This window comes from Streptomyces sp. P9-2 (assembly GCF_051903975.1).
In the GTDB taxonomy this organism is placed as follows: Bacteria; Actinomycetota; Actinomycetes; order Streptomycetales; family Streptomycetaceae; genus Streptomyces; species Streptomyces cellulosae.
In genome coordinates this window covers 4,441,481-4,466,786 of sequence record NZ_CP192633.1, presented here as the reverse complement: position 1 = coordinate 4,466,786, position 25,306 = coordinate 4,441,481, and the positions used below count along the sequence as shown (strand labels likewise).

Below are 25,306 nucleotides of genomic sequence, written 5' to 3'. Positions count from 1 at the left end.
ACCATGAGCACGACCGTCGCGGACCGCATGGTCGAGGCCCTGGCGGCATCCGGCGTCCGCCGCGTGTACGGCCTGCCCGGCGACTCCCTGAACGGCTTCACGGACGCGCTGCGCCGCAACGGCTCCGTGGAGTGGACGCACGTCCGGCACGAGGAGACGGCCGCCTTCGCCGCCGCCGGCGAGGCCTCCCTGACCGGGGAACTCGCCGTCGCGGCGGGCAGTTGCGGCCCGGGCAACCTGCATCTGATCAACGGCCTGTACGAGGCCCAGCGCAGCCGCGTGCCCGTACTGGCGATCGCCGCCCACATCCCGAGCGACGAGATCGGCGGCCAGTACTTCCAGGAGACGCATCCGCAAGAGGTGTTCCGCGAGTGCAGCGAGTTCTGCGAGCTGGCGAGCACGGCCGAGCAGGTGCCGCGGCTGCTGCACACGGCCATGCGGACCGCCGTCGAGCGCGGCGGGGTGTCCGTGCTGGTGATCCCCGGCGACATGCTGCTCGCCGCACTCGCCGGCCCGGGCCCGTACACGCATCCGGTACGCAGGACGCGGTCGCGGGTGACGCCCGTGCCCGAGGCCCTCGCCGAGGGGGCCGACGTGCTGAACAAGGCGGAGCGGGTGACGATCCTGGGCGGCGCCGGCTGCCAGGGCTGCCACGACGAGGTCATGGCCCTGGCCCGCACCCTCAAGTCACCGGTCGTGCACTCGCTGCGCGGCAAGGAACACCTGGAGTACGACAACCCCTACGACGTCGGCCTGACGGGCCTCATCGGGTACAGCTCGGGCTACCGGGCGATGGAGCACTGCGACGCCCTGCTGATGCTGGGCACGGACTTCCCGTACCGGCCGTTCTACCCGCCGTCCGGCGTGCCGGTGGTGCAGGTCGACATCCGCGGCGAGCACATCGGGCGGCGCACCGGGGTGCGGGTGCCGCTGGTGGGGACGGTCGAGGACACGGCCGGCGCGCTGCTGCCGCTGCTCCGCGAGAAGCAGGACACCGGCTTCGTCGACAAGCTGACCCGGCACTACCGGCGGGTGCGGGCGCACCTGGACGACCTGGCCGAGGCGCGGCCGCACGACGCGCCGATGCATCCGCAGCACGTGGCGGCGGCGGTGGACCGGCTGGCGGCGGACGACACCGTCTTCACGGCGGACGTCGGCACACCCACGGTGTGGGCGGCGCGGTACCTCACCATGAACGGACGCCGACGGCTGATCGGCTCCTTCAACCACGGCAGCATGGCCAACGCGCTGCCGCAGGCCATCGGGGCGCAGGCGGCCGCGGGCCGGAGGCGGCAGGTGGTGGCGCTGTGCGGGGACGGCGGGCTCAGCATGCTGCTGGGCGACCTGATCACGCTGCGGCATCTGCGGCTGCCGGTGAAGGTGGTGGTCCTCAACAACGGCACGCTGTCGTTCGTCGAGCTGGAGATGAAGGCCGGCGGCATCGTCAACTACGGCACCGACCTGGACGACCTCCACTTCGCGGCCGTCGCCCGCGCCGCCGGCATCGTCGGCATCCGGGCCGACCGGGCGGGCGAGCTCGACGACGCGCTGCACGAGGCGTTCGTCCAGGACGGCCCGGCGGTGGTCGACGCCCGCACGGCGAGCCAGGAACTGTCCCTGCCGCCGCACCTCACCTACGAGCAGGTGAAGGGCTTCTCGCTGTTCGCCACGCGGACGGTCCTGTCGGGCGAGGGGGACGAACTGCTGGAGCTGGCGAGGACGAACCTGCACGACCTGCCGCTGCTGCACTGAGAGCTGTCGCCGGCGTCAGGGCGTCACGTCACGGCGTCAGGGCGTCACGTCACGGCGTCACGGCGTCACGCGGCGAGCGTCTCGTCCTCCCGGCGGAGTCCGGCGCGGCCGGCCGTGTACTGGTCGAGCAGGGCGTCGGCGGCGCGCAGGGCCTGCTCGGCGGTACGGGAGCCGGTGATCACGCACAGCGTGTAGGTGGCGTCCTCGAGCGCACGGCTGGTGCGGCCGGTGGGCAGCACGTCGTGCTCGATCCGCGCTTGCGCGAACCGCGCCAGCACCGCCCGAAGCTCCTTCTCCGCCGGCATGATCATGATCGCTCCGTCTCCCCTCGTTGAGCGGCGCTCCCCGGTGGGCGCCGGACTTCCGAATGCCCCGGCGGGAAAGGTCTACACATGTCGGCCTGGCGAGGGCTGGGGGACTGTCAGTGGCGGATGGCAGCATCGGCGCATGCTCACGGAGAACACGGCCCCGGAGAACGGGGACTTCGACTGGCGCACCTTCCTGCTGCGCTGGAGCGGCGAGTGGGCGGACGCCCTGCCGGACGACGAGGTGCGGGACGCCGACGACGAGGCGGCACGGCAGTCACGGTGGCTGGGCCTTCCGCCCGCGTCCGAGGAGCGGATCGCGGCGATGGAGAAGCGCCTCGGCCGGCGGATGCCGCCGTCGTACCGCTCCTTCCTCCAGGTCACCGACGGCTGGCGGCACGCGGGTGGCTTCGTGTGGCTGCTGGCGGGCACGGCGGACGCCCGCTGGCACGACAACGAGTCGGGTCTCGCGGACGTGTTCGAGGAGTACCTGGAGGAGGACGCCGAACCGGAGGAGTGGCGGGAGGCGGGTGTCTGGCGGCGCGGTCTCCAGCTCGACGTGGAGTCCGACGCCACGTACGTCCTGCTGGATCCGGAGGACGTGGACGAGGACGGCGAGTGGGCCGTGTACACCTGGGCGAGCTGGCGCGCCGACGCGCCGGAGCGGTACCGGAGCTTCCGGGCGTTCATGGAGGCGAAGTTCCGCGAGTTCCACAGCCTCCGCGCCCATCGCACCGACGGCGTGCCGGAGTTCGTCAACGCCACGACGCGGGAGCTGGACGCCCGGGTGGAGGAGGCCCGCGACGACGCGCTGCGCGGTGACTGGGAAAGGGCGTTGAAGAAGCTGGACGAGGCCAAGGGGTACGGCAGACCACGGGCCGAGGGCCTGGGGGACCAGATCCGCCGCCTGCTCGGCCTGACGTACATGGTGTACTTCCGGGAGCTGGTGACCGACCCGACGTACGCCTCCGAACTCCTGCCGCCCCTCGTCGCCGCGCACGCGAGCAGCTCCCACGACGACAACGGCCTGACGTTCCACCTGCGGGGCGCCGACGAGACCCTGGTGTCCCTGGCCAGGGCGACCCTGGAGCAGGTGCGCGCAGGCACGTACGGGTACACGGCCCCGGGCCCCTTCGGCGAGGCGGTCGAGCGGGCACGCGAACTGGCCGGCCGGGGCGAGACCGACCAGGCGTGGCGCGCCCTGGTCGAGGCCCTGCCCCTGTGGGAGCCCCTGGGCCCGGACCACATAGCTCCCCTCGGCTGGGTGGCCGACCCGCTCCTCGGCCCCTTGCTCACCCCGGAACGCGGCCGCGAATTCCTGTCCACGCCCCGAGGCGGCCGGCCGGGCGAGACGCCCTCCCCGACACCCGGCCTCGACCCGCCCGGCCTGGACTGGCTCGCGGACCGCGACCCGGGCACCCTGCGCGGGGGATACCGCTTCGTCCTGGTGGAAGGGGTGGCGCCGGAGGACCTGCCCTCGCGTCTGGGCGACGAGGAGACGCAGGGTTCGGGGCTCGGCGCGCCCACGACCATCTGGGAAGCACGGCACCGGCAGTTGCGCGGCACGGGAGGGATGTCGTCCTCCGGCTCCGCCGACCGGCCCGTCATGGTGGTCGGCCGGGCAGGCGCCGGCTGGAGCTTCGCCTTCGACGGACGCCCGGACCCGTTCGACGCGGAGCGCTTCGTCTCCCCCGCCGCGTCCGCCTCCGCGGGCACCCGCGCGGTGGTGGTCTGGGCCGACTGCTCGGCCCGGCACGACGAGCCGTTCTTCCACCTCTCCGTGGCGCGGGACGGTGTCGAGGAGTACGCGTTCACCTACGCGGAGGGCGAGCTGCGACGCACCGGAGACGTCCCGCCGGCCCTGAACCCGGACGGCTCACTCTCGTCGGCCGAGGCCACCCCCGAGGCGGAACGCCCCCTCCTGCGCGCCGTTGCCGAGCACTTCGACGTCCGTCTCCCCCGCCACGCCCTCCTCAACGGACGCCTGCACACCCTCGTCAGCCGCTCGTGGACGCGACCGCCGAAGGACGGAGAGGCGGTCTTCATGTGGGGGACCCTGGGGTGAGTCCCACCAGCCGGCGGGGCGGTCCCGACGGTCTTGCCCGGCGTTCGAACCCGTAGCAAGATTCCGTAACTGCCGCCGCCGACGGAGGAGTTGGACTTGTCCCCTGCGAGGACCGCTTACGCCCCCTGACCGTCCTCTTCGCACCGGAAAGCGCGTACGGGCCGACGAACAACTGCGTGGGGCTCGGGGACGTGCTGCGGCGCCGGGGGCACCGTGGTGTTCGCCGCGGGGGCGTCCTGGAAGGGGCCTCTGGCGCCGCTCGGGTTCGAGGAGGAGCTGGTCGATCAGGTCCCGCCGCCCGAACGAGCTGCGGCACCTGGGCCCGGCGGGGCTCACAGCTCACCGCGCGCCCTCATCACCGTCTTGTTGAGGACCCACAGCCCGATGCCGATGGCCAGCAGCACGCCCGCCCGGATGTACACGTTCGCGGGCCGGTCGGACAGCGGGCTGGCCAGGACGAGAGCGGTGACCGCGCCGAGCATCGGCAGAGCGGTCGGTGTGCGGAAGTGCTCATGTGCGACGCGGTCGCGGCGCAGGACGAGCACGGCGATGTTGACGACGGCGAAGACGCACAGCAGCAGGAAGGCCGTGGTGTCACCGAGGCCGGCGATCTCCCCCGTGGAGACCAGGCCGACGGCCAGGACGGCGACGAACACGATGCCGACGACGGGGGTGCGGCGGCGGGGCAGCACGCGGCCCAGGGCGCGCGGCAGGATGCGTTCGTTCGCCATGCCGTAGCACAGACGGGACGCCATCATGATGTTGATCAGCGCCGAGTTGGTGACCGCGAACAGGGCGATCAGGGCGAAGAGCTTGGGCGGGAAGTCGAGTCCGCCGGCCTTGACGACCTCCAGCAGCGGGCCGCTGGACTCCCCGAGCACGCGGTGGTCGACGAGGAGTGAGGAGACCAGGGCGACCAGGACGTAGAGGGTGCCGGTGACGGCGACGCCGATGAAGACGGCGCGCGGAAACGTGCGGGCCGGGTCCTTGGTCTCCTCGGCCATGTTGACGGAGTCCTCGAAACCGACGAAGGCGAAGAAGGCGAGCGCGGTGGCGCCGAGCACGCTGGTGACCAGCTCGATGCCGCCGCCCTCCGCCTGGAATTCGCCGAGCCGGCTCGGTTCGCCCTCACCGTTCAGGACCGCCCAGGCGCCGATCGCGAGAATGACGACCAGACCGGTCAGCTCGACCAGGGTGAGGACCACGTTGGTCTTCACGGACTCCGACACACCCCGCAGGTTCAGCGCCGCCAGCGCGAGGATGAACAGGATCGCGACGAAGGTGGGCGGGAAGAAGTCCGTGAACTCGGCCAGGTAGTCGCCGCCGAAGGCGCGGGCCGCCGCGCTCGCCGAGGACAGGCCCGAGCACATGACCATGTAGGCGACGATGAAGGTCAGGAACGGGACCTGGAACGCCTTCTGCGTGTAGAGCGCGGCCCCCGCAGCCTTCGGGTACTTGCCGACGAGTTCGACGTACGAGCCCGCGGTCAGGAGGGCGACGGCGAACCCGATGACGAACGGCAGCCACAGGGCCCCGCCGACCTTGCCCGCGACCTCCCCGGTCGTGGCATAGATGCCAGTGCCGAGGATGTCGCCGACGACGAACAGAACCAGCAGGCGCGGGCCGATGACGCGCCGCAGCGGCGGTTCCTGCGCTCCGCCCGGCGAACCGGTCGTGTCCTCTGGGGCTGTGGACATGAGGGCTCCCGCCGACGCGTTGCACTGACCACGGTGTTGCCTGCCCGGCGGGCCCGGGGGTGATGCCTGGGCGTAGGGCATTCGGAGCAGGCCGTGCTGCGGCACGGGCAGCTGGCATGGTGGTCGCACGCATAACCACCCCCCGAACTATGGTGTCCCACCACATGTGCGCCTGAACTGCGGATTCCTACGGTGTGGCGACACACAACCGTCCCCGCAACGCCAGGAAGTGGTGCCGATGTCGTCACCCGCAGCCGCTCCGCCAGCCCCGAACAACCTCAAGCGCATCGTCGCCGCGTCCCTCATCGGCACCACCATCGAGTGGTACGACAACTCATTCGATCGAGGCTAGGACCTGCGGTTTTCCATGCCTCCCGCCTTCGAAGTCAGCACGGAACCAGCACGGGGTCCGCGGCGCGCCGACTCGGTGCCGGCCGACCTGCGTCGCAGCGTGCTCCACGCGCTCCCGACGGCCTCCGCACATGGTTGCTCGGTGTCACCAACGGCCCGAGCCGACAGGGATAGGCCGACCGTCCGACGAGGGACAATGTCATGCGAAGCGCTGAAGCAGGCGAGGTGCACCTGACGACACGACGACTTCGTCCTACTGATCCGCCAGACGGACCAGTGAGCGCTTTCAGCGTTGCTTCTCCAGGGTGAGGACCGCGCAGCGATGTCCGTCATGCGGTTCGGGCTGCATCGGCTCCGGCGGAAGATCCGCCAGAACTTCAGGCGGGTGACGCCTTGTTCGACCGGAGTTCGGGCCTGGGCGAGTGTCCGTTCGGTCGGTGACAGTTCGCCGTTGGGCGGGCGGCGGATGGCGGTGGTGGCCGAGGAGCCGGTGCCGATGTAGGCCCGGTCGGCGACGATCGAGACACCCTGGCGTTCGCAGGTTCGGATGATGCGGTGGGTGCGTGCGGCGGTCAGATTGTGAGCACGGCCCGGCAAGGCCGGCGAGATCCACAGAGGCTGGCCTTCGGGATCGGTGACGACCTGCACGTTCACGCCGTGGCGCCGGTGCTTGTGGGAGTAATCGGCGCGTCCGTCGCCCAGGCGGTCGCACTCGCTGAGGGTGCCGTCAAGAAGCACGTAGTCCGGGTCGTGCTCGCGCAAGGTCTTGGGCAGGCCCGGCGCCCGGTCGGCAAGGAGCCTCACGACGGCGGTGGTGTAGGCGTGGGCGATGCCGACGGATATGCCGAACCCCGCGGCGATCTGCGCGAGAGTGTGGTGCTTGCGCAGGTAAGCGAGAGCGACGAGAGCGCGCTGGTGCGGCGGGAGCTTGCAGCGGCGGTCACCCTCACGGGTGACGACAAGCATCGTGACCCACTCGACCAGCGCATGAGGCAGGTCGAGCGCGGCAGGATAGGGAACCAAACGGGGCTCCTGGACCGACAGGTTGAGACTTCGAACACCTCACCCAACGGCACGGGGGCTCTGTCCGTTGCGGGCACCAAGGTCATCACCCGATCGGTGGCCACGCTGAAAAGGCTCAATGTCCGCTAATAATGGTTTAGACCGTGTCCTACGTGGTGAGGCGGATGAGTCGTTTGTAGCAGCATAGGGCGGCGGCGAGGCCGAGAAAGGCCAGGTAGTTGCGGGGATCTCGCTCGTAGCGAGGACTCAAGCGGCGGTAGCCGGACAGCCACGACATGGTGCGTTCGATCACCCAGCGGCGGCGCCCTAATCGCTCGCTGGACTCGATGCCCTTGCGGGCGATGCGCACGCCGATCCGCTTCCCTCGCAGCCATCTGCGCAGGTCGGCCCGGTCGTAGGCGTCCTCGACACCGCGCACCGAGTTCGTCGAGGACGACCCGGTGGAGCCTGGCCCACACCCTGGCCTGGCTCCACTGGGCGAAGCGCCGGTAGACGGTGGGCCAGGCCGGCCCGGACACCGGCGGCAGCTGCCCCCAAGTGCAGCCCGAGGAACTGTCCGAATAGCTTGGACAGCATGGAGCCTTCCTTATTTGGCCCCTTCAAGGTAAGTCGGGTGGCCGACGACTGGGAGGGATGACGTTCCTCCTCTGTCTCGGGCACAGGGAGCGCGGCCGTCACGCTCCCGTACAGCAACGGCCCCACTGAAGGCGTCGACGCCGAGACCAAGCGGATCACGTACCAGATACCCGAACAGAGCAGGCTTCCCACTTCATCGCCAGTGCACCCTCTTCGGACAGAGGCGCCCGCCGTCACCCTCGCATGTGAGACGGCGGCGTCCGCTCTGAAACAGCTCCGGCCCCGTCGGCATCGTTGCTGCCGCCGGGGCGCGTGCTTGGCTCGCCTGTTGCTTCGATCAGCCCAGATAGTGGGTTACGGCCTTGGCCGTCTCCCGGTTCGAGAGGTAGCCGGCCGCTTTGTGGAAGGCGAAGGTTCCGATCCCCGTTCGGGCACTGGTGGTCACCTTGTCGAAGTGCTCAGTGAGGGGCTGGGGGATTGCGACGAGGTCGCCGGGGTCCGCAATGTTGACCCAGGCAGCTGCGCCGTGCGGTCGGCTCCCCTTGCCGTCGGTGTACGGGTGCTGAAGGTGCGGGAAGACGATGTCGGGCATGGCGAGCGGGGACCCGACGGTGATCAAGGCGTCCACCTTCACGTCGTGCCGCCACAGGGTGTCGTACGCCACCACGGATCCCAGCGAGTGGGCGATAAGTACGGTGGGCGAGGTCCGCTCGATTGCCTCCACGAGCCGTGCCTGGACCGCTTCGCGAGTGGTTGGGGAGTGCAGGTAGGCGACGAGGTCGGGGAAGAAGCGTGCGATCAGACGCCGGACGGTGTCGTTGTCGAGCCCCTTTCGGCGGGCGACCGCATCCGCGACCCAGCGCAAGGGAGTGGCAATGCGCCCTTGGGCCTCGTCGAGGTTCACGCCGTGCAGTTCGGCCCATCGGCGGGCGGCGTCGGCGGCCTCGGGCGACAAGTGGTCCAGGTCCTCACCCTGGGGGATCTCGCCGGTGGGCTGCAGGAGGTCCGCGTAGTACACCATGTGCACGTCCGCCGCCTCGACGGGAGTTTCCAACCCGCGGTTGAGAGCCGCGGTCCACACCCCGCCGAGGCGGGCGGCGGCAGCGGGCGGTTCGCGGTCGGGATCGAACTGGTTGACGCCGTGGATGGTCAGGATGTGGGGCATCAGTCACTTCCTCGCGGTGCGGGCGGTTGCTGCTGGGTGGTGGTGAAGACGGAGACTTCGCGGCCGTATCCGACGACGAGAGTTCCGTTATCATGGGCGACTGTCTGAACGAAGTCGGGCAGGTCGATGCGGTCGATCTGGTCTCCGCTCGTTGGATCCCAGATGCGCACCGTGCCATCCCTACTGCCGGAGAACAGGACCTGATGCCCGGCGAGTTCGCCGAACACGAGGGACCGAACAGCGTCTCGGTGCCCGCCCAGTGTGCGCAGTAGGGCGCCGTCGTCGAGGCGTCGCAGCGTGATCAATCCGGCGTCGTCTCCAGCCGCGGTACAGGGCGTCGAGTCGATTTCGCCCGCTGCTACGGCCTTGACGGCCTCGCTGTGGAATCGCCGTTGCAGTGGCCGGCCGTCCTCCAGTGAGATGACGCGGTAGTCGCCGTTGAAGTGGCCGGTGACGACCGCAGGTCCGTGGGCGCCATCGGCAATGGCCAGACAGGCGACGCTTTCTTCGCGTGAGGAGGGAACGAGCAGACGGTCGGGCTGGCGGCCCGTGTAGGGCTCCCAACGTGCGGCGGTGCCGTCGTTCGCTCCCACGACCACCTGGATTCGTCCGTTGACGCCGGTGTGTACGGCCACTGTGTTGATCGCCGCGCTGCCCATGCGGAGGGCGACGTCGCGTCGTCGCGTGACGTAGTCCCACACGGCGATTACGCCGCCGGCTCCACCGGCGACGATTTTCGCCCGGTGATCGTGGGCGAAGACGGCGCACGTCTGGAGGAAGTCCCGCTCGGGCACCGTCACGCGGGCCAGGGACCGCCCCGTTTCCGCGTCGAGAATTCGCACGTATGGGTCACTGCAGGTGGTGACAGCCTGAAGCAGGCCGTCCTCCTGGTGCAGTGCGACGGCGCGGACCCAGTTCCCGTGCCCCTCGGGAGCTTCGGACGGCCGCTCGCGGCGTAGGTCCCAGGTCCGAACCGTGCAGTCCTTCGAGCCGGTCACCGCGATGGGACGGCCTTCCACGTCGGCGGCGGCCATGGCGGTGACGTCACTTGTGTGTCCTGCGAGAACGTCGCGCGGCTGACCGGATTCGGCGTCCCAGGTACGGACGGTGTCGTCTTCGGAGGACGTGAGCAGAACGCGCCGACCTCCGACGGTGTGGGTTGTGATGACGGTGATGGAAGCTGCGTGGGCTTGTGTCGTCTTCAGGAGCTCGCCCGAGTCGAGATTCCAGGTACGCAGGGTTCCGTCGCGGTGGCCGACGATGGCGCACCAGTGGTCGCGGGAGGCATGAACGGTGAGCGCTGCCACAGCGTCCCGCAGCCGTGTGGCGCCGGGGGCGTGGAGGGTGTGGAGGACCGTTCCAGTGTGTGCGTGCACGACGGTGCAGGCGCCGCTGGCATGACCGAAGAGGGCGATGCTCTGGTCCCCGATGTCGCCGACGAACTGGGCGGTGACCCGGTCGGCCTTGCGCAGCACACCACGGTGCAATACGGCTCCGTCGGAGAGGGTGAAGGCGCTGACGACATTTCCCTCGGTCACGCTGAGGCCGAACTGTGTGCCGCGTTCCCGGCAGGCGGCGACGTATCGTGCCTGCCTGCCGGCAGCGGTGACGGTGATCGCGCGCACGGCCCGTGTCCCCTGGGGCAGGTCGACCACGACGGGGCCGCCGCCCGTCGCCAGGACGACGCGACCGTCTGCGGCGGGGGCGAGCTGTCTCAGTGCGCTGCCCGTGTCCAGAACACCCAGCGGTTCGCCCGACAGCGGGTCCCACCACACGAGCCGGTCGCTCCCCGTCAGGACGATGCTTCGACCCTGCACGGATGTGACCGCGACAGTGTCAACAGGAGCGGTGTGCAGCAGAACGTGCCGTGCCTGGCCGGTGCGGAGATCCCAGATGCGTGCCGTACGGTCCGCGCTGGCCGTGACGGCCACGGCGGTGTCGATGAGCTCTGCCACGACAATCGCGTTGATGCCCCCACCATGCCCGGACATGGTGGCGCCGGCCGACGAGGATACGTTGTCGGCGGTTGACCAGATACAGCGCCAGGTCGGTTGCCGTCCTCCCGGCGAAATCTCGATCCGCTCCGCCAGATCCCCGTGTCCGAGTCGCCTCGCGTCCAGAGCGAGGATCTGACGTCTGGCACCGGTGTCCACGTGCTGATGCCAACTCAGCGAGGCGCAATACACGTCGAGGAGTCGGCGGGTCAGTCCGGGAAGCTCGTCACGGAAAGGGGGAAGCGCGGCGAGAACCGACCGGGGTTCCGCGTTGATGAGGAACTCGCCGTCCGAGAAGAGACGCATCAGAGCAGGCCAGCCGACGCGTGCTGCATGCTCGACGGCATGCCGGCGCATGTACGGGTCGGCTAGGTCCCAGCGATCGGTTCCGCCCGATCGTGGCAGGGCCTTGAGTAACTCCCGGAAGACCGCATCCTCCGGACCGTTCATGATGCGTCTCCAGTGTCCCGGAGTGCCTTCGGATCAGGAAGCTCCCGGGCGCTTGCGCGTAGGTGGTCGACAAGTTCCTGGTGGAACAGGCGGTACAGAGTGGTGCCGTATGAGGGGTCGACGTCCTGCCTCAAGTAGAACGACATTCCGGTGAGCACCGCCTCGACGTCTTCGCGGCCCGGAGCGTCGCAGGCGGGCGGGAGCGCGGCGGCGACCTGGGGAAGCAGATGAGCCGGCATGCCGCTGCCCTTGCCGAAGGCGAGGGCCGTCATGACACGGCGTGCCCAAGGGTGCGTGCGCTCGTCCGTCAACTGTGCCTCCAGCAGGGAGGTAAAGGTCATAGGCATCTCGGCTACCGCAGCGTCGACTGCGTCCTCGGTGAGGGGGGCTGCCTGAGCGAGGGACCGCGCAGCCATCTGAGCTTTGAGGAATTCCCCGCCGTGCGACGACTCCACCACGCGCTCCGCGACGGTCCGTGCGATCCGTCTACGTAACTTTCGCTCGGATGCGTAGGTATCGGTCTCGTAGAGCAGTCGCTCCACGTATGTCTCCAGATCCTGCTTGAGCTGTCTTCGGTCCGCGGCGTCGAGGTCCACCAGTAGTTGACTGCCGCCGAACACGGTGGCCGCCAGCTGGGGCAGTTGGTCCCAGTGCGGCCGTACGCCCACCAGGAGCTGGCATACCTGCCTGCGTGGCCCGTCGGGAAAGACCTGCTCGGCCAGTGGCAGAAGGAGTTCCACGGTGATCTGCACGCTGTCAGTGGCCTCGTCCAGCCCGTCGACCACAATGAGCGGCTCATTGGGGAGCGAGGCGACCGCACTTACGAGTTGCTGGGAGCTCCAGCCCTCACTCGGCTGCTCCAGGTCGAGCTGAGCGCCGATGCTGTCCATGGTGTCGGCCAAGGTCATCTGCCGAGCGTGTACCGCGGCGACCAGGGGGCGTTGCTCGGGTCGCGCGGGCGGTGGGATCTGCTGTACGAGCGTGCCGCGCATCACTCTGGCCAGTTGGGTCTGCGTGCAGCAGACGACGGCGCCCAGAAGAGCTGACTTCCCCACCCCCGGACTGCCGGTTACGACACACAAGGTGCCGTGTTCCGCGCCGTCCGACAGCCAGTCGGCCACCTTCACCAACTGGTCCTCCCTGCCGGAGAAGAGACTGACCCCGTTGGCAGGGTCGACGTCGTGACGCCCAGATGCCTTGGAGAGGTAGTGGTCGACGTCTAGAGCCGGATGGACCTCGGCCATGAAGTGCTTAAGGTCCCAGTAGCTTTTCAGTTCATACCGTTCCGCCGGGTCTTCACGGAACCAGGGATTGAGTAGAAACTCCGTGCTAGGGCCCTCTAAGTCACTGGAGATCACTTCCTGTTCGGGTACGCCTGCCTTCTTGCACAGTTCCATCACCGTGCGATGCAGCTCATCCTTGAACCATGTGAGGCGTACGAAGCGTTGACTCGGATTGATGTCCTTGTGGCCGCGCACGACCCCAGAGAGCACTTCGCACACTGCTTCGGAGAACCGCCCGCCCCATGCCTGTTCGTCGCCCGGGCACGCGGCGATCACAAAAGCCTTTCGCCTTGTGTACTTGATGCCGTTTGTCCAGTCGCGAGCTCCGCCACCGTGACATGCATCCACCAGGAGCAACAGGTGCCCCGCCCTCGGGTCCTTCCGATCCGCCCGGCTGAGGAAGTTGCGGACGGCGAAGGCCATCTCGGGGGCGTCGTCGTGATCGGGGTCGGGGGTGTCGGTGGCAGCGATCATCAGGTCGGTTTCTCGGTCGCGGTCGAGAAATCCGTGGCTGAGCATGTGGACGACCATCCGGTCCCCGCTCTTGATGGCGGCTAGGACTTCGTCCATGCGTGCGTTTAACGACTTGCTGTCGAGGTCCAGCAGGTGGGTCGTTTCGGGCGCGACCAACGGGCTGAGTCTCGCAGCCACCCGGCGGCCGAGCGCTGGCGCGAAGCTGAGGTCTCTCCAGCTGGACCGACCGGGTGGATCCTCGTCCCCCAGGTCCCAGTCTTCCGGCTCCTCGTCCTCTGGCACCGGGAGGCGGAACTTCGACATCGTCACGACGACAGCCTTGGCGGGCGAAGGCGTCTGCTCCGCGTTGTCCCCCATGCTTGACACCCTTGTCTGCTTCCAACTGCGCTCACTGTAGCGGCAGTACGTTATGCCACTGTGGCGGTTGTCCGTCCGGGGATCGCGTGTACTGCTTGCGCCCCAGGGAGCTCTAGAAGGTGCTGTCGCGGAGTATCGCTAAGAGATGTCCGGCCATCCAGGCTCAATCGGGCCCGCATACGCACCTCCGCCACCTGTGCCCGCACGGAGGGCGACGCCCCCGGCGAGGCGGCACAGGCGATGGTCATCCTGTTCGAAGGGGAGTACGGCGAGCAGCATGCGACTTCCCCTGGAGCCGTCGGCTCCAGCGGTGGGTTCGCCCTCTCCAACGGCCAGGTCGACGAGTATCCGGACGACGAGACCGTCCCCCTCGAGGCGGCCCTGCGCATTGTCTCGCACCTCCTCCGCGAAGGTTCCTGGCCCGCGGACGCGCAGTGGGTGGCCGACCGTTACTGAGTGCGGGCCTGACGCGCGGAAATTCGTGGGACAACCGGCTGGCGGTTCCGCGACCATCGCACCATGACCGCAGCAGAGCAATCTCTGTCCCTCCGCGTCGTGGTGCCCTCGCTCGGCAGCCGGGAGGGCTCCGTGGAGTGCCGTCCGTACGTCGACGGGCGGGACATCCTGGCCGACGTGTTCGACAAGGGCCCGGCGGACGACCCGCAGGACCTGCTGGGACCCGACTCGCCCCTCTTCGCGATGAGTACGCCCCGCGAGGTACGGCTCGCCGAAGCCAGGTGCACAGTGGGCTGCTGCGGCGCCGTCTACGTGCGGATCCGGCGCGAAGGACGGCAGGTGATCTGGAGCGACTGGCGCAACCCGGACGGGAAGGCCCCGGACCTCCTGGAGTTCCGCTTCGACGCAGAGCAATACGAGGCGGAAGTGCGGCGCGCCGTGACGGATCACGGCTGGGAGTGGCCGGCTCGGACCATCGCCCGGCTTCTGGATCAGAGGCTCCGCGAACGCCTCGACTGGCTGTCGAGGTGGGAGTGCGTGCTGGGCAGGATCTCGACCTGGCACGCGGAATCGGACCGGATCAACCTGTTCCTGTTCCATCCGGGACGGGCGGAGGGCGGCCCGTGGGTCCAGTTCCTGTTGGAGCTCCCCGTCTCCTCGGACGACCCTACCGACCAGGCCCGGGACCTGGAGGAGATCGTCACGGCAGTGGATCCCCGCGAGGTGGGAGAAGTCTGCGGTGGCTCCCGGGAGTACGCAGACATGCTCGGCTACCCCTGGCCGGGATCAGGGCGACGGGGACGCACCCGTCCGTGACGCACTGCTTCCGGTGAGTGGAAGGGGCGAGTTGACGGACTGCGTCACGGATTTCTGCGGCTCCACTTCAGCTCCTCGCTCAGCGCCCGCGCTGGTCCTACTGTCGCATCAGTCGCGCGAGGGCGGTGATCCCCATGCTCTGGATGCGGGCGGTCGCGAGAGGCGACTGGGCCTCCGCCCGCGCGGCCCGCTCAGCGGTCTGGGCGAGGTGAGCCGTCTCACGGACAACCTCACGATGGGGGAACGCAAGCAGCTGTGACGGTACAAGCGGCGCATCGTCGCGGGTGAGGTCCGTGACCGTGCTCGACGCGCCGGTCGCGGCTGAGACCCGGGCGCCGTGACGAGGTCAGGTTTCGCGGGCTCACACCAAGGCGAGGGCGGGTAGGTAAACGTCGGTCCACCGATTCTGAGCCGCTCCAAGCCGAACGGGTGATGCCCGCAACCGAGCGTCCGGCTGCGGGCATCACCCGTTCACAATCTCAGCTCATGCCGCCTCAACCACCGCCTCGAACTCAAGAGGCAAGCTGAGCTCGGTCTGCATCGTGAAGACAGCGTCCATGAGGGACCTCAGGCGCTCGGGGGCATCCGGCATCACGTGCGCGTAGGTCTGGTGGGTGATTCTCGGGTCTCGATGCCCCAGCCACTCAGCCATGTCCGTCACCGGCACCCCCTTCGAGAGGTCGGCGGAGGCCAAGAAGTGGCGTAGCCAGTGCGTGGTGATCCTCCGCTTGATGCCCGCTGCCTTCTTGGCGTTGCGCCACAGCCGGTCGACCAGGGAGTACATGAGGATGTTGGTACGCCCGACGTTGGAGAAGAGGTAGTCCCCCTCCAGGCGGTTCGGCCCCTCCTCCACCCGAAAGGTGCCGTGCAGCCGGACGTGCTCTTGCACCTTGGCCGCGATGGTTGCGTCCTGGGAAGTGGTGTACGGGCTCCCACCTGATCCGGGCGTTTGGTCCGGCGTCGGAGTGAGGGCACGGATATGAGAACGGCCACCGGCTGATCTTTCAAGACGACCAAGTCTTTGAAGGAGATCAGCACGATGACCGCACCCGACAGTCTGCCCCTGCACGCCCTCGCGGAGGACAATCTCGCCTCGGCGAGTCCGGACCTGCTGCGCGCGATGGTCAAGACGTTCGCCGATGCCCTCATGTCGGCGGAGGCCGACGCCCTCTGCAACGCCGAATACGGACAGGTCAGCGACGAGAGGGTCAACCACCGCAACGGCTATCGCCCGCGCGAGTGGGACACCCGCGCCGGGACCGTCGAACTCGCCGTTCCCAAGCTGAGGCAGGGCAGCTACTTCCCGCACTGGCTCCTCGAACGACGCCGCCGGGCCGAACAGGCCCTCATCTCTGTGGTCGCCACTGCCTACCTGCTCGGCGTCTCCACCCGCAGAGTCGAGAAACTCGCCGAGTCCCTGGGCGTCACCCAGCTGTCGAAGTCCCAGGTCAGCGCGATGGCCAAACACCTGGACGAGCAGGTCGCCGCCTTCCGCAACCGTCCCCTGGACGCCGGCCCGTACTCGTTCGTCTGGGTCGACGCCCTGACGCAGAAGGTCCGCGAGGGCGGCCGGATCATCAACGTCCACGCGCTGATCGCGGTCGGCGTCAACGCCGACGGCCACCGCGAGATCCTCGGCATCGACGTCGCCACCGCCGAGGACGGCGCCGGCTGGCTCGCCTTCCTGCGTTCCCTGATCGCCCGCGGCCTGTCCGGCGTCCAGCTCGTCATCTCCGACGCCCACGCCGGCCTGGTCGACGCCATCGGCGCGGTCCTGCCGGGCGCCGCCTGGCAGCGCTGCCGCACCCACTACGCCCGCAATCTGCTGACCCAGGTCCCGAAGTCGGCCCAGCCCTGGGTGGCCACGCTGCTGCGGACGGTCTTCGAACAGCCCGACACCGAAGCGGTCCAAGCACAGATGACCCACGTCCTGGACGCGCTGGAGGCCAAGTTCCCCAAGGCCGCTGCCCACTTGGACGCCGCCCAGCACGACCTGCTCGCCTTCACGGCCTTCCCGCGGGAGATCTGGCGGCAGATCTGGTCGAACAACCCGCAGGAGCGGCTGAACAAGGAGATCCGCCGCCGCACCGACGTGGTCGGCATCTTCCCCGACCGCACCGCCGTTATCCGGCTCGTCGGAGCGGTCCTGGCCGAGCAGAACGACGAGTGGACCGAAGCCCGCCGCTACATGGGCCGCGAGCTCCTCGCCAAGGCCCGCCTCCACCCGATCGAGTCAGAAACCGACGACACCGCCCTGCCCACCGAACTCACCGCATAGCCTCAGACCGAGATCACCGAGTGGCCGTCGATACACCACTCCAGCGGACGTGACCTCAGCGGTGATCCAGGCACCTATTTCGGGGCGTGCTCGAGCCGGCCTGCTACTGGCTGCGACCCTACGTGGACGTCTGGGATTCGTACGATACCGCGCGGATCTGGCGCATGATTACTCTCATCTGGAGTTCTGATCCTCTTATTACCGCTCTTGATGTATGCGGTGAGCGGGTCGTCGGCATCGACGCGCGGGAGAGCGCGCGACGGCTGGTTCGGCGGTCCGGGTGCACCTGGTCGACGTCGTGACCGGGTCCGCCGCCACCCTCACCCCCGTGGAGGGCCGTTGGGAGGTGCGCGAGGGCGGCCCTGTGCGGCTGTGGGAGCGCATCGAGCGTGTCCTGGACGCCTATGACGAGGCAGACCGGCCTGAACCGGAGACATTCACCTGCACGTCTACGACGGCGGACAGAATCTGCGGCACCCGCAGATGCCCGGCCTGCCGCTGCCAAGGCTGTTTTGACCTATGCCCCGGAGCGCGGGCTATACCACCAGTTCTGTCCCGTGCCCTTGTACTCGGCCACCGAGATCGTGCTGCTGCCGGGAACCATCCGCGCGACATACAGCACCCCGTCCAGGTGATCGACTTCGTGTGCGACCAGCCGGGCGAGTCCATTAGTGAAGATCGTCGTCTGACACGTCCCGTCGAAGTCCTGATGCCGTACCCGCAGCGTGCGCGGGCGGGGCACCTTGCCGCGGACATCGAAGAACGACAGACAACCCTCGAACTGCTCATCGGTGTCTGACGACTCCTCGACTACCACAGGGTTCAGGAGAGCGATGGCATCGCCGTCGGCCGGACGGACGATGGCCACACGCCGACCGACCCCGATTTGTGGAGCGGCTACGCCCATCCCCTTGCTGAAGGTGTGCACTGTTGCTGCACGGTCGGCGGCTGCATGGAGCGCCGCCACGATCTCCCGGGCCTCCGTGGCCTCTCGTGGGAGTTCGAAGGGGCGAGTCGGCTCAGTGAGGACCGAGGTCCCTTCCTGGACGATGCCGATCGACTTCATGGCATCGCTGGCGGTGGACGGCGTGGTCACTGGCGTGCTCCTCGCTCAGCTCCAGAAAGGCCGCGTGCCTCATGTACCTGACGCCGCCACAACCCGTCTGCCTGCGTGGACGCTTGACAGCTGTAGATAAGGCCGGTCTGCCGGTACTCCTCAACGCGGATAGGCAGAACCCCTGGCTGCATACGATCCGTGTACAGCAGGCCGTCGAGGTGGTCAATCTCGTGCTTGACGAGGCGGTCCAGGCCGCGCTGGTAGACGTTGGTTACCGCGGCACCGTTGAGGGATGTGGTCTCCACGGTCATTCTCAGAGGGCGAGACACCTTCCCTCGCACGTTGAAGAAGGACAGGTACCCTTCGTACTGCTCATCGCTCTCCTCCGACACATCCGTGACACGAGGGTTGAGGACGACGATGGGGCCAGCGCCGAACTCGGCAGGCTGAACGACAGCAGCAGCACGGGTAATGCCGATCTGAGGCGCGGCGATCCCCAGCCCTTGGTGAGGGTGTGCACCTGGGCGATGCACTCTATGAACGCGAAGAGTCTGTCCACAACACGTTCCGCGCCATCCCGCTCGGCGGGAAGGTCGAAGGGACGTGCCGGCTCACCGAGGATGGGGGCGCCCGCCTGGACGACCCCGAGGTTGCGCGTCTACTCGCTGGGCCCCTTGGCGCACCAATCATCATCACGTTTGTCACGGGGTGAGATGATGACCCGCGCCCGGCTGGTGGGTGGCCGCCGGGCCTGGGAGGGTAAGTGGCTGGGGTCGAAGGCCGAGCACTGGTGGATGCCTGCTGGGCTGTAGCGGATCTACTGCGGAGCAGCATGCCGGCTCATCAGTACCGCAACGTGATACTCCCGTTCACCTTTCTGCGCCGGATGGACTGCCTGCGCCGGCATGAGGTGGGCCTGGGGCTGAAGGTGACGGCCACGGAGGGGGAAGGCGGCGTCGCGGCCGCAATCTCGGACTCGGCGCAGGCCGAACTGGACGAGACAGCCGGAGCTACGGACACTCGGGACAGCCTCGGCGGATTGCTCACGGCGGTTGACGAGGCGTCACCGGATGCCGAGAAGCTGCTCGCCGAAGCACTGGAGGGCTTTGCGCGAGTTTTCTCCGCCGAGGTCGTGGAAGTACTGGACGCGTTTCAATTCGCCGCTGAGGTACAGAGGCTGGCGAGCGCGCGTGTGCTGCGTGGCGTTGTGTCCGGGTTCGCAGAGCTCGATCTGAGTCCTGATGCCGTCTCCGACCAGGAGATGGGGTCGGCGTACGAAGAACTGGTCTGGCGTCTCGTCGAGGCGGCGCCGGAGCGATCGGGCGAGCACGCGAGCCCCCGCGACGTGGCCACGCTGGCCGCCAGACTGCTGCTCGGCCCAGACGCGGCGACGCTTGACCGGGCGGGCCGGCCCATCGCCGTCCATGATCCGTGCTGCGGCACCGGAGGCATGTTCACCGCCGTCGAGGACTACCTGCGCGGCCTGGACAGTCCCCCCGAGGTGAGGGTCTTCGGCCAGGAGATCAACCCGGAGAGTTATGCGATCGCCCGCTCCGAACGCATCATGAGCGGCACGGATGCGACGGGCATCTGCTTCGGGAACGTCCTCAGCGACGACAGGCACCGAGGCGAGACGTTCGACTATCTGCTGTCGAACCCTCCGTGGGGGGTGGAGTGGCGACGGACACACAGCGAAGTGAAGCGCGAAGCTGAGGAGTTGGGCCACGACGGCCGCTTCGGGGCGGGGCTGCCGCGTATCAGTGACGGTTCCTGGCTCTTCGTGCAGCACATGGTCGCCCGTATGCGGCCTCCGGCCGAAGGTGGCGGCCGGGCAGCCATCCTGCTCCCTGCCATGACGCTGAACCGGGGCGGTACCGGATCGGACGAGGCGAAGCTCCGGCAGTGGCTTTTGCAGAACGACCTGTTGGAGGGTGTGGTCGCCCTGCCCACGCATCTGTTCGTCAACACCGGTCTCTCCGCGTCTCTGTGGCTGCTGTCCAACCGCAAGCCGCCCCGGCTGCGGGGCAAAGTCATCGCGTTGGATGCCCGGGGCCACTTCGCGACCCTGCGCGGGACGCTGGCGAGTAAGCGGCACTATCTGACGGACCAGCACATCGCCCGCCTCGGCGAGCACTACGAGGCCGCATACGGGGGCAACTTGGGGGAGCGGCAAGAAGCCGATGGTGAGGACGGGGCGTTGCTCCTCGACGTCGATGACCTTGGCTATCAGGAGGTCACGGTCGAGCAGCAGCTGCGGCAGTACTTCGCGGTGAGCGACGACACCGTCAGCGATGCCGAATCCTGGCCGCCACGTGCATCCTTCGACGGAACGGATGCCCTGGTGGGAGCACTTCGTGCGTTGAACGGGCAGAACTGGCCCACCTGGAACGCGTTCGAGGGCGCCTTCTCCACGGCCCTGAAGAACGCAGGTCTGTCGGCGGAGCTCCCGCGTTCATTGTCGCGCCGGGTACGACAAGCGGTGGCCGTATCGGCCCCGGAGGGGGAGCTCCAGAAGGACACGCGGGGGCGTCCGCTGCCGGATCCCGAGCTGCGGCACAAGGTACGGGTGCCGCTGGGACAGGATGTGGACGAGTTCATCGAGCAGGAGATCGCGCCCGAGTACCCGAACCTGTTGCGCGATCAGATCGGCGTCGAGACCGGCTACGCGTTGCCCCAGGCCCCCTTCCTGTTCGGTGTGCCCGGTACGGGCTTCGGTCCACTGTCCACGGTGGCACGGCGCGTGGGAACCGGCTCACCCGGTAGGCGGCCCACGGGCCTGCCTCTGCTGAGCGGCCGAGACCTCCAGACGGTGGCGACCGCGGCGGAACTCTCGGAGTCTGCCCGGCCAGGGCAGGCTGTGGCCATCTGTACCGGCGGTGACGTGGTGGGACTCGCGGGCAACTGGCGTGTGTTGCCTGCGGCGTTCGGGGACGCCGTGACCGGTCTGACCGTGCTGCGTCCTATCGGCAACAACGGCCGAGCCTTGTGCGAGTGGATGCGGACTCGGGCGAGCGAAGAGGACGGCCCTTACTCGCGCGTGTCCATGAACTCGCCCGTGCCTGTCGAGCTGATCAAGGACCCTGAGTTCAACGCGCATCTGGACGACCTCGACCACAGCAGAGCGGCGCTCGCCGTCACGACCTCAAGAATCCTGCCGAACGTGTTCCAAGGTATGCAGGCTGGTCTCGACGAGATGCGCCGTGTCGCCAAGGCATCCGCATACGAGGCGCGCATCATCGAAGAACTTGTCCAACCGCTCGGGGACCCGGTCCGACGGGCCGAGTGGACCTACCCGTACCACGTCGCGGCGCTGGCCCGGCAGTACCGCATCGCCACGACGTCGGCCCATCGCAAGGATGCTCTCCTGAAACTCGCGGAAGGCGTGGCGCGCTGTGTCGGGGTGCTTGCCGTCGCGGTCCAGATACACCGTGACCAGGGCTACGTTGACACCCTTCGTAGAAACAGATCCCTCTCGCAGGGCGGTGCGACCTTCGGGACATGGGAGAAACAGATCGAAGCCCTGGTCAAGGCCGGGCCTATCCCCGAACTTCCGGAGCTGGAGGGCTCCCTGGACCCTGGTGGGGTGCTCGGGACGCTGCGCGAACTGCGCGGGATGCGGAACGACTCCAGCCACGCGAGCAGGGTGCAGCCGGAACACAAACTGGAGCGGGAGGTCGAGACGCTTCAGCCGCTGGTCGTGGCGGCCTTGGAATCGGTGGGCTGGCTGTCCGCCCTCCGCTGGGAACTGGTCGACACCTGTGCGTACGCCGGGAACGGCGGATTCACCCTGATCGGGCGACGTCTCCAAGGAAGCCATCCTGACTGGGAGCCTTTCGAGCGCTCGTTCCCCGACACCCTCGACCCAGACCGCATCTACGTGGAGGGCCCCTCATCCCCGCGACCGTTGCCGTTGTGGCCCGTGGCACGGGCCGAGGTCTGCGAGGACTGCGACGCACGGGAGCTGTTCCTGTTCCACAAGTTCGACAAGACGAGCGGGGACATCACAATGCGCTGCGGCAGGGATCACAAGTTCCCTCGGGACGACACCTGAAGTCGTGCCACGCCCGCGGCCCTGGACTCCAACGGGTTCGCGCGTCGGGCACTCCCGCTGAAGCGGTGGCCGACGAACTGGTCGCGCCCGGACTTGCCTTCGAACCGGACCGATGTCAGTGCGAGAGCCGGGCATCCACGAGTAGGCGCGCACGATGAGCACTCCGTCCCGGCGTCACTCGACGAGTTCGGCCGGGACCTGCCTCCGGGCGCTTGGCCCTGCCCCGACACATCGGCTGGGGCCCGCACGACGAGTACGACCTAGCCAGCGCACCGTCGACTGACTCGCATCAGTCGGCGCGGTCAGTGACGGCTTCGGTCTCCTCCCTTCCCCCCCGATGGCTCAGGGAGGATGCGGGCTAGCATCGCAGGCCGCCCGGCACCCGAAGCACCGCTAACGATTACGGCGAGCTGATGACGGCTCGGGCAGGTGAACGCAGCCTGATTCGAAGCGGGGCAACATAGCGCGGGATCGCCGGTTGGTCAAACCGGCGATCCCGCGCATCATTGATGGTCCGCCGCCATTACCTGCCCGTACGTCGGAAGGCACGACCACCACGACATCCAAAGCAGCCCAACCCCGTACGCCTTCACGCGTCGCAAACACACCGGACGGCTACGCCGCCGCGTAACTGGCGCGGAAGAGGTCCACGGCCCGCTCCATGTCCCGCTCGGAGCGCAACTGCACCTCCAGGTCGCCCGTGCCGTGGTGGCCCAGCCCCGTCACATCCCGAGTGAAGCCAGGTATGAGGTCGACCTCCTTCGGGTCGGCCTTCAGATAGACGAGGAGCTTGGTCTTCTGCGGCGGGCAAACGCAGGCGAAGTTCCGCAGGCGCTGATACGCCCGGTACTGCTTCCGCTGCACCCGGCTGACGCCGTCCCCGAGGCCGAGCAGCACCTCATCAACCGCCTCCGCCAGCTCCGCCAGCGAACCGTCCTGCTCTCGAGCGGGCGGCAGCCCGGCCGCGCTGCGGCGAGCCCGCCGCGCGGCCGGCGTCCGCCCGGTGACGGAAGCCACGGTCTCAAGTCCAATCAGGTCCTTGCCGAAGAACCGGTAGCGGACCAGGTCGATGCTGCGCCTGTGCTCGCGTACGGCGTGCCCGTCGTAGCGTGTGAAATCGCCGGCGACACAGATCAGCCGAGGTGCGCTCCACAGCACCTGGGACGCGGCCGATACCCCGAGTCGGTCGCGTACCAGGTACCGGAAGGCGTCCTTGTGCGCCATCAGCCACGCCATGTAATACAAGCCCTGATTGATCACGCCGGCTGCGGTGCCGCGCTTGAACTCCACGACCACCGGCGCCCCGTTCTCATCGAGCCCCAGCGAATCGATCCGGCCACCGTCAGCGCAGTCGATGACGTACTCGCTCGCCAGGAACCGCACCCCCAGCATCGTCTCCATGTGCGCCTCGACGAGGCCCTGCACATCCGCCTCGACCTCGGCAAGACGCGGCATGACCTCCGTCACGCCGCCATTCGTCGTGTGAAACAGCTTCAGGCCCGGCACCTTCCCCTCCTCGGCTCGAAGATCGAGAACGCAGGAGAGGCGTAGATCTATTTCCGCGTGGGCGCACCGAACAGGTGAGGAGATGTGAGACGGTGACCACCTGGCACAGTCGGGTACCCCTGCATCCCATCCGTCCCAGAGGGGCCCCCGTCCCACATACGTCCCACAAAACCCCTGACAGCGTGTCAGCGAGGAAGAACGTGGCAGGTCAAAGCACCTGCCGACGAGATGCGCCAGGCGCCTTCTAAGCACCTGCTACACAAGGCATCCCGCACCTCTTCCCCGCCGGCCTGCGGCATGCCTCCGGGGCCGCGCCGGCGGCTGAGCACACGAAGGGCCGGCAGCCAATGCGATGCTGTCGGTGTTGCCTGCCGGCCGGAAGATGGCCGTGGGCGCAGGTCAGCAGGTGAACCAGGACGGCGAACAGCACGAAGACGGCCGCCGCTCCCCCATGGGGCGAGGCGATCGGCAGGGCGCCTGAATCTCAACCTTACAGTTACGGGCTGTAGTTGAACTAAGCACGTAGAGTGCGCATGAAGGAGGAGGGTGTGCCCAGCCCGGATCCGGTCGTGGGTCATCACTAGGTCCTTGGTCGCGAGCACCGGTGGTGTAAGACGCACCCCTGGCCGATTCCCGGATCGGGTCAATCGGATCGCCGTACCCTGACCTCCGACTACACCGTCAGAAGTTGGCCAGGCGGATCTCGTAGCAGTCGCCACACATGTCCATGTCGGGGACGAGTTCGGCGGCCTGGTCACAGAAGGTGCAGACGCCTTCGTATGTGGACCCACAGTCGAAGCAAATCCAGGAGTCCTCTCCGGGCGAGCTGGCCAACGGAGTGCTGATCACGGAGTAGGCGCCGCAGCTGCTACAGCCGTTGAGGTCGCCGCCTCCGTCGGTGATGCTGACGTGCTTGCTGGAGCCGATGAACTCCCACGCGGCATCCTCGCCGGTGCCGTACTGCCTCGCGCACAGGAGGCAGGCGAGATCCTGGGCTCCTGCGTCGAGTACGACGGTGAACTGACCGCAGGAGCGGCACGAGGCCGTCGAGCTCTCATAGCCGTCCAACCGACTGCGCAGGGTCTCCATGCGCAGGGCGAGGAAGTCCGTGAGGTGCTTGAAACCGTCGCGTACCTGCTCCATGTGCTGCTCAACCGACCATGCCTCATCGGTCTCGTGGACCTGGGGCAGATGTCGGTGTTGATGAAGCCGACCAGCAAATCGAGTACGGGAACGGTGCGCGCCTGTACGGCGAGGACCGTGTCCTTCAACCCGAAGTGCATGATCCGGTTGCGGAGGCTGCCCAGGGCTCTGAGGCCAGCGTCCTCCGGATCGATCGTGCTCTCGATCCGCACAGTGTCACGCAGACGTTCGATCGCTGTTTTGACGCCGCAGCTTTTGAAGTCACCGGCCTCGTGCTTGCGCTGGTCGAACAGCTCCACCTTTGTCCACACCAGCGCCGGATCGTGCATCTCCAGCCGGGCCTTCAGCAGCGTCTCAGCCGCAGCCTGGAGGTGCAGGACCGCGTACTTCATATCGCGCGGTCCCGGCTGCCCGTCGTCACCGGACAGTGAGCCGACGGCACTCACCAGGAAGTCGAGGCCGTTGACCAGAGCGGGGAAGTGGAGGTCTGCCGGTTGCTGCCCGGTA

General features: G+C 68.1%; 17 protein-coding genes and 3 pseudogenes. 8 read left to right on the top strand and 12 right to left on the bottom strand.

Annotated features, from left to right (window positions below; translation table 11 throughout):
• Nucleotides 1–3 precede the first annotated feature (3 nt).
• Nucleotides 4–1,752 carry a ubiquinone-dependent pyruvate dehydrogenase gene (gene poxB / locus ACQY0Z_RS20525; protein WP_254585279.1) on the top strand — a complete coding sequence of 583 codons (1,749 nt, stop codon included), beginning with the start codon at nucleotides 4–6 and terminating at the stop codon, nucleotides 1,750–1,752.
• 65 nt (nucleotides 1,753–1,817) lie between these two features.
• On the opposite strand, the gene ACQY0Z_RS20520 is transcribed toward poxB, so the two are convergent.
• On the bottom strand, nucleotides 1,818–2,063 hold the full coding sequence (locus tag ACQY0Z_RS20520; protein WP_033277112.1) for a DUF5133 domain-containing protein: 246 nt from the start codon (nucleotides 2,061–2,063) through the stop codon (nucleotides 1,818–1,820).
• A gap of 136 nt (nucleotides 2,064–2,199) precedes the next feature.
• Between ACQY0Z_RS20520 and ACQY0Z_RS20515 the strand changes: the two genes are divergently transcribed.
• Nucleotides 2,200–4,122 carry an SMI1/KNR4 family protein gene (locus tag ACQY0Z_RS20515; protein WP_347225716.1) on the top strand — a complete coding sequence of 641 codons (1,923 nt, stop codon included), beginning with the start codon at nucleotides 2,200–2,202 and terminating at the stop codon, nucleotides 4,120–4,122.
• Between the two features lie 332 nt (nucleotides 4,123–4,454).
• Here ACQY0Z_RS20515 and ACQY0Z_RS20510 read toward each other — a convergent pair whose 3' ends face one another.
• From ACQY0Z_RS20510 to ACQY0Z_RS20485, 6 genes and pseudogenes are all read right to left on the bottom strand, one after another.
• Nucleotides 4,455–5,819 carry an APC family permease gene (locus ACQY0Z_RS20510; RefSeq protein WP_189906951.1) on the bottom strand — a complete coding sequence of 455 codons (1,365 nt, stop codon included), beginning with the start codon at nucleotides 5,817–5,819 and terminating at the stop codon, nucleotides 4,455–4,457.
• 637 nt (nucleotides 5,820–6,456) lie between these two features.
• A pseudogene (locus ACQY0Z_RS20505) lies at nucleotides 6,457–7,193 on the bottom strand (transposase family protein).
• Between the two features lie 148 nt (nucleotides 7,194–7,341).
• A pseudogene (locus tag ACQY0Z_RS20500) lies at nucleotides 7,342–7,599 on the bottom strand (transposase); the annotation flags it as partial.
• 507 nt (nucleotides 7,600–8,106) lie between these two features.
• Nucleotides 8,107–8,934, bottom strand: coding sequence for a hypothetical protein (locus ACQY0Z_RS20495; protein ID WP_439812635.1), 828 nt, complete (start codon nucleotides 8,932–8,934; stop codon nucleotides 8,107–8,109).
• Nucleotides 8,934–11,378, bottom strand: coding sequence for a WD40 repeat domain-containing protein (locus ACQY0Z_RS20490; RefSeq protein ID WP_439812634.1), 2,445 nt, complete (start codon nucleotides 11,376–11,378; stop codon nucleotides 8,934–8,936). Before ACQY0Z_RS20490 ends, ACQY0Z_RS20495 begins: the two co-directional genes overlap by 1 nt.
• Entirely contained in the window at nucleotides 11,375–13,492 is a 2,118-nt protein-coding gene (locus tag ACQY0Z_RS20485) for an AAA family ATPase (RefSeq protein WP_439812633.1), read from the bottom strand. The genes ACQY0Z_RS20490 and ACQY0Z_RS20485 overlap by 4 nt, the downstream gene beginning before the upstream one ends.
• Nucleotides 13,493–13,732: 240 nt before the next feature.
• Between ACQY0Z_RS20485 and ACQY0Z_RS20480 the strand changes: the two genes are divergently transcribed.
• Both ACQY0Z_RS20480 and ACQY0Z_RS20475 read left to right on the top strand, forming a co-directional pair.
• Entirely contained in the window at nucleotides 13,733–13,948 is a 216-nt protein-coding gene (locus tag ACQY0Z_RS20480) for a hypothetical protein (protein ID WP_439812632.1), read from the top strand.
• Between the two features lie 63 nt (nucleotides 13,949–14,011).
• Nucleotides 14,012–14,764, top strand: coding sequence for a hypothetical protein (locus ACQY0Z_RS20475; RefSeq protein WP_439812631.1), 753 nt, complete (start codon nucleotides 14,012–14,014; stop codon nucleotides 14,762–14,764).
• A gap of 484 nt (nucleotides 14,765–15,248) precedes the next feature.
• Here ACQY0Z_RS20475 and ACQY0Z_RS20470 read toward each other — a convergent pair whose 3' ends face one another.
• Nucleotides 15,249–15,653, bottom strand: coding sequence for a tyrosine-type recombinase/integrase (locus ACQY0Z_RS20470; RefSeq protein WP_439812630.1), 405 nt, complete (start codon nucleotides 15,651–15,653; stop codon nucleotides 15,249–15,251).
• 150 nt (nucleotides 15,654–15,803) lie between these two features.
• On the opposite strand from ACQY0Z_RS20470, the gene ACQY0Z_RS20465 reads away from it, so the two are divergent.
• Together ACQY0Z_RS20465 and ACQY0Z_RS20460 are read left to right on the top strand one after the other, a co-directional pair.
• Complete coding sequence (locus ACQY0Z_RS20465) at nucleotides 15,804–17,042, top strand: IS256 family transposase (protein ID WP_254587239.1); 1,239 nt, start codon at nucleotides 15,804–15,806, stop codon at nucleotides 17,040–17,042.
• A gap of 280 nt (nucleotides 17,043–17,322) precedes the next feature.
• Nucleotides 17,323–17,558, top strand: a pseudogene (locus tag ACQY0Z_RS20460) (ATP-grasp peptide maturase system methyltransferase); the annotation flags it as partial.
• A gap of 1 nt (nucleotide 17,559) precedes the next feature.
• Here the strand turns inward: ACQY0Z_RS20460 and ACQY0Z_RS20455 are convergent.
• Nucleotides 17,560–18,138, bottom strand: coding sequence for a peptide deformylase (locus ACQY0Z_RS20455; RefSeq protein ID WP_439812629.1), 579 nt, complete (start codon nucleotides 18,136–18,138; stop codon nucleotides 17,560–17,562).
• Nucleotides 18,135–18,632, bottom strand: a complete 498-nt coding sequence (locus ACQY0Z_RS20450) for a peptide deformylase (protein ID WP_439812628.1) — start codon at nucleotides 18,630–18,632, stop codon at nucleotides 18,135–18,137. The genes ACQY0Z_RS20455 and ACQY0Z_RS20450 overlap by 4 nt, the downstream gene beginning before the upstream one ends.
• A 230-nt stretch (nucleotides 18,633–18,862) precedes the next feature.
• Here ACQY0Z_RS20450 and ACQY0Z_RS20445 point away from each other — a divergent pair, with 230 nt between their 5' ends.
• Entirely contained in the window at nucleotides 18,863–22,150 is a 3,288-nt protein-coding gene (locus ACQY0Z_RS20445) for an N-6 DNA methylase (protein WP_439812627.1), read from the top strand.
• A 615-nt stretch (nucleotides 22,151–22,765) separates the two neighbouring features.
• Here ACQY0Z_RS20445 and ACQY0Z_RS20440 read toward each other — a convergent pair.
• Together ACQY0Z_RS20440 and ACQY0Z_RS20435 are read right to left on the bottom strand one after the other, a co-directional pair.
• The gene (locus ACQY0Z_RS20440; protein WP_130329627.1) at nucleotides 22,766–23,656 is read right to left on the bottom strand and encodes a DUF5655 domain-containing protein; all 891 of its coding nucleotides are present in this window, start codon (nucleotides 23,654–23,656) and stop codon (nucleotides 22,766–22,768) included.
• Nucleotides 23,657–24,337: 681 nt separating this feature from the next.
• Complete coding sequence (locus tag ACQY0Z_RS20435; RefSeq protein WP_402049706.1) at nucleotides 24,338–24,799, bottom strand: hypothetical protein; 462 nt, start codon at nucleotides 24,797–24,799, stop codon at nucleotides 24,338–24,340.
• Between the two features lie 17 nt (nucleotides 24,800–24,816).
• On the opposite strand from ACQY0Z_RS20435, the gene ACQY0Z_RS20430 reads away from it, so the two are divergent.
• Entirely contained in the window at nucleotides 24,817–25,230 is a 414-nt protein-coding gene (locus ACQY0Z_RS20430) for a hypothetical protein (RefSeq protein WP_439812626.1), read from the top strand.
• Nucleotides 25,231–25,306 lie beyond the last annotated feature (76 nt).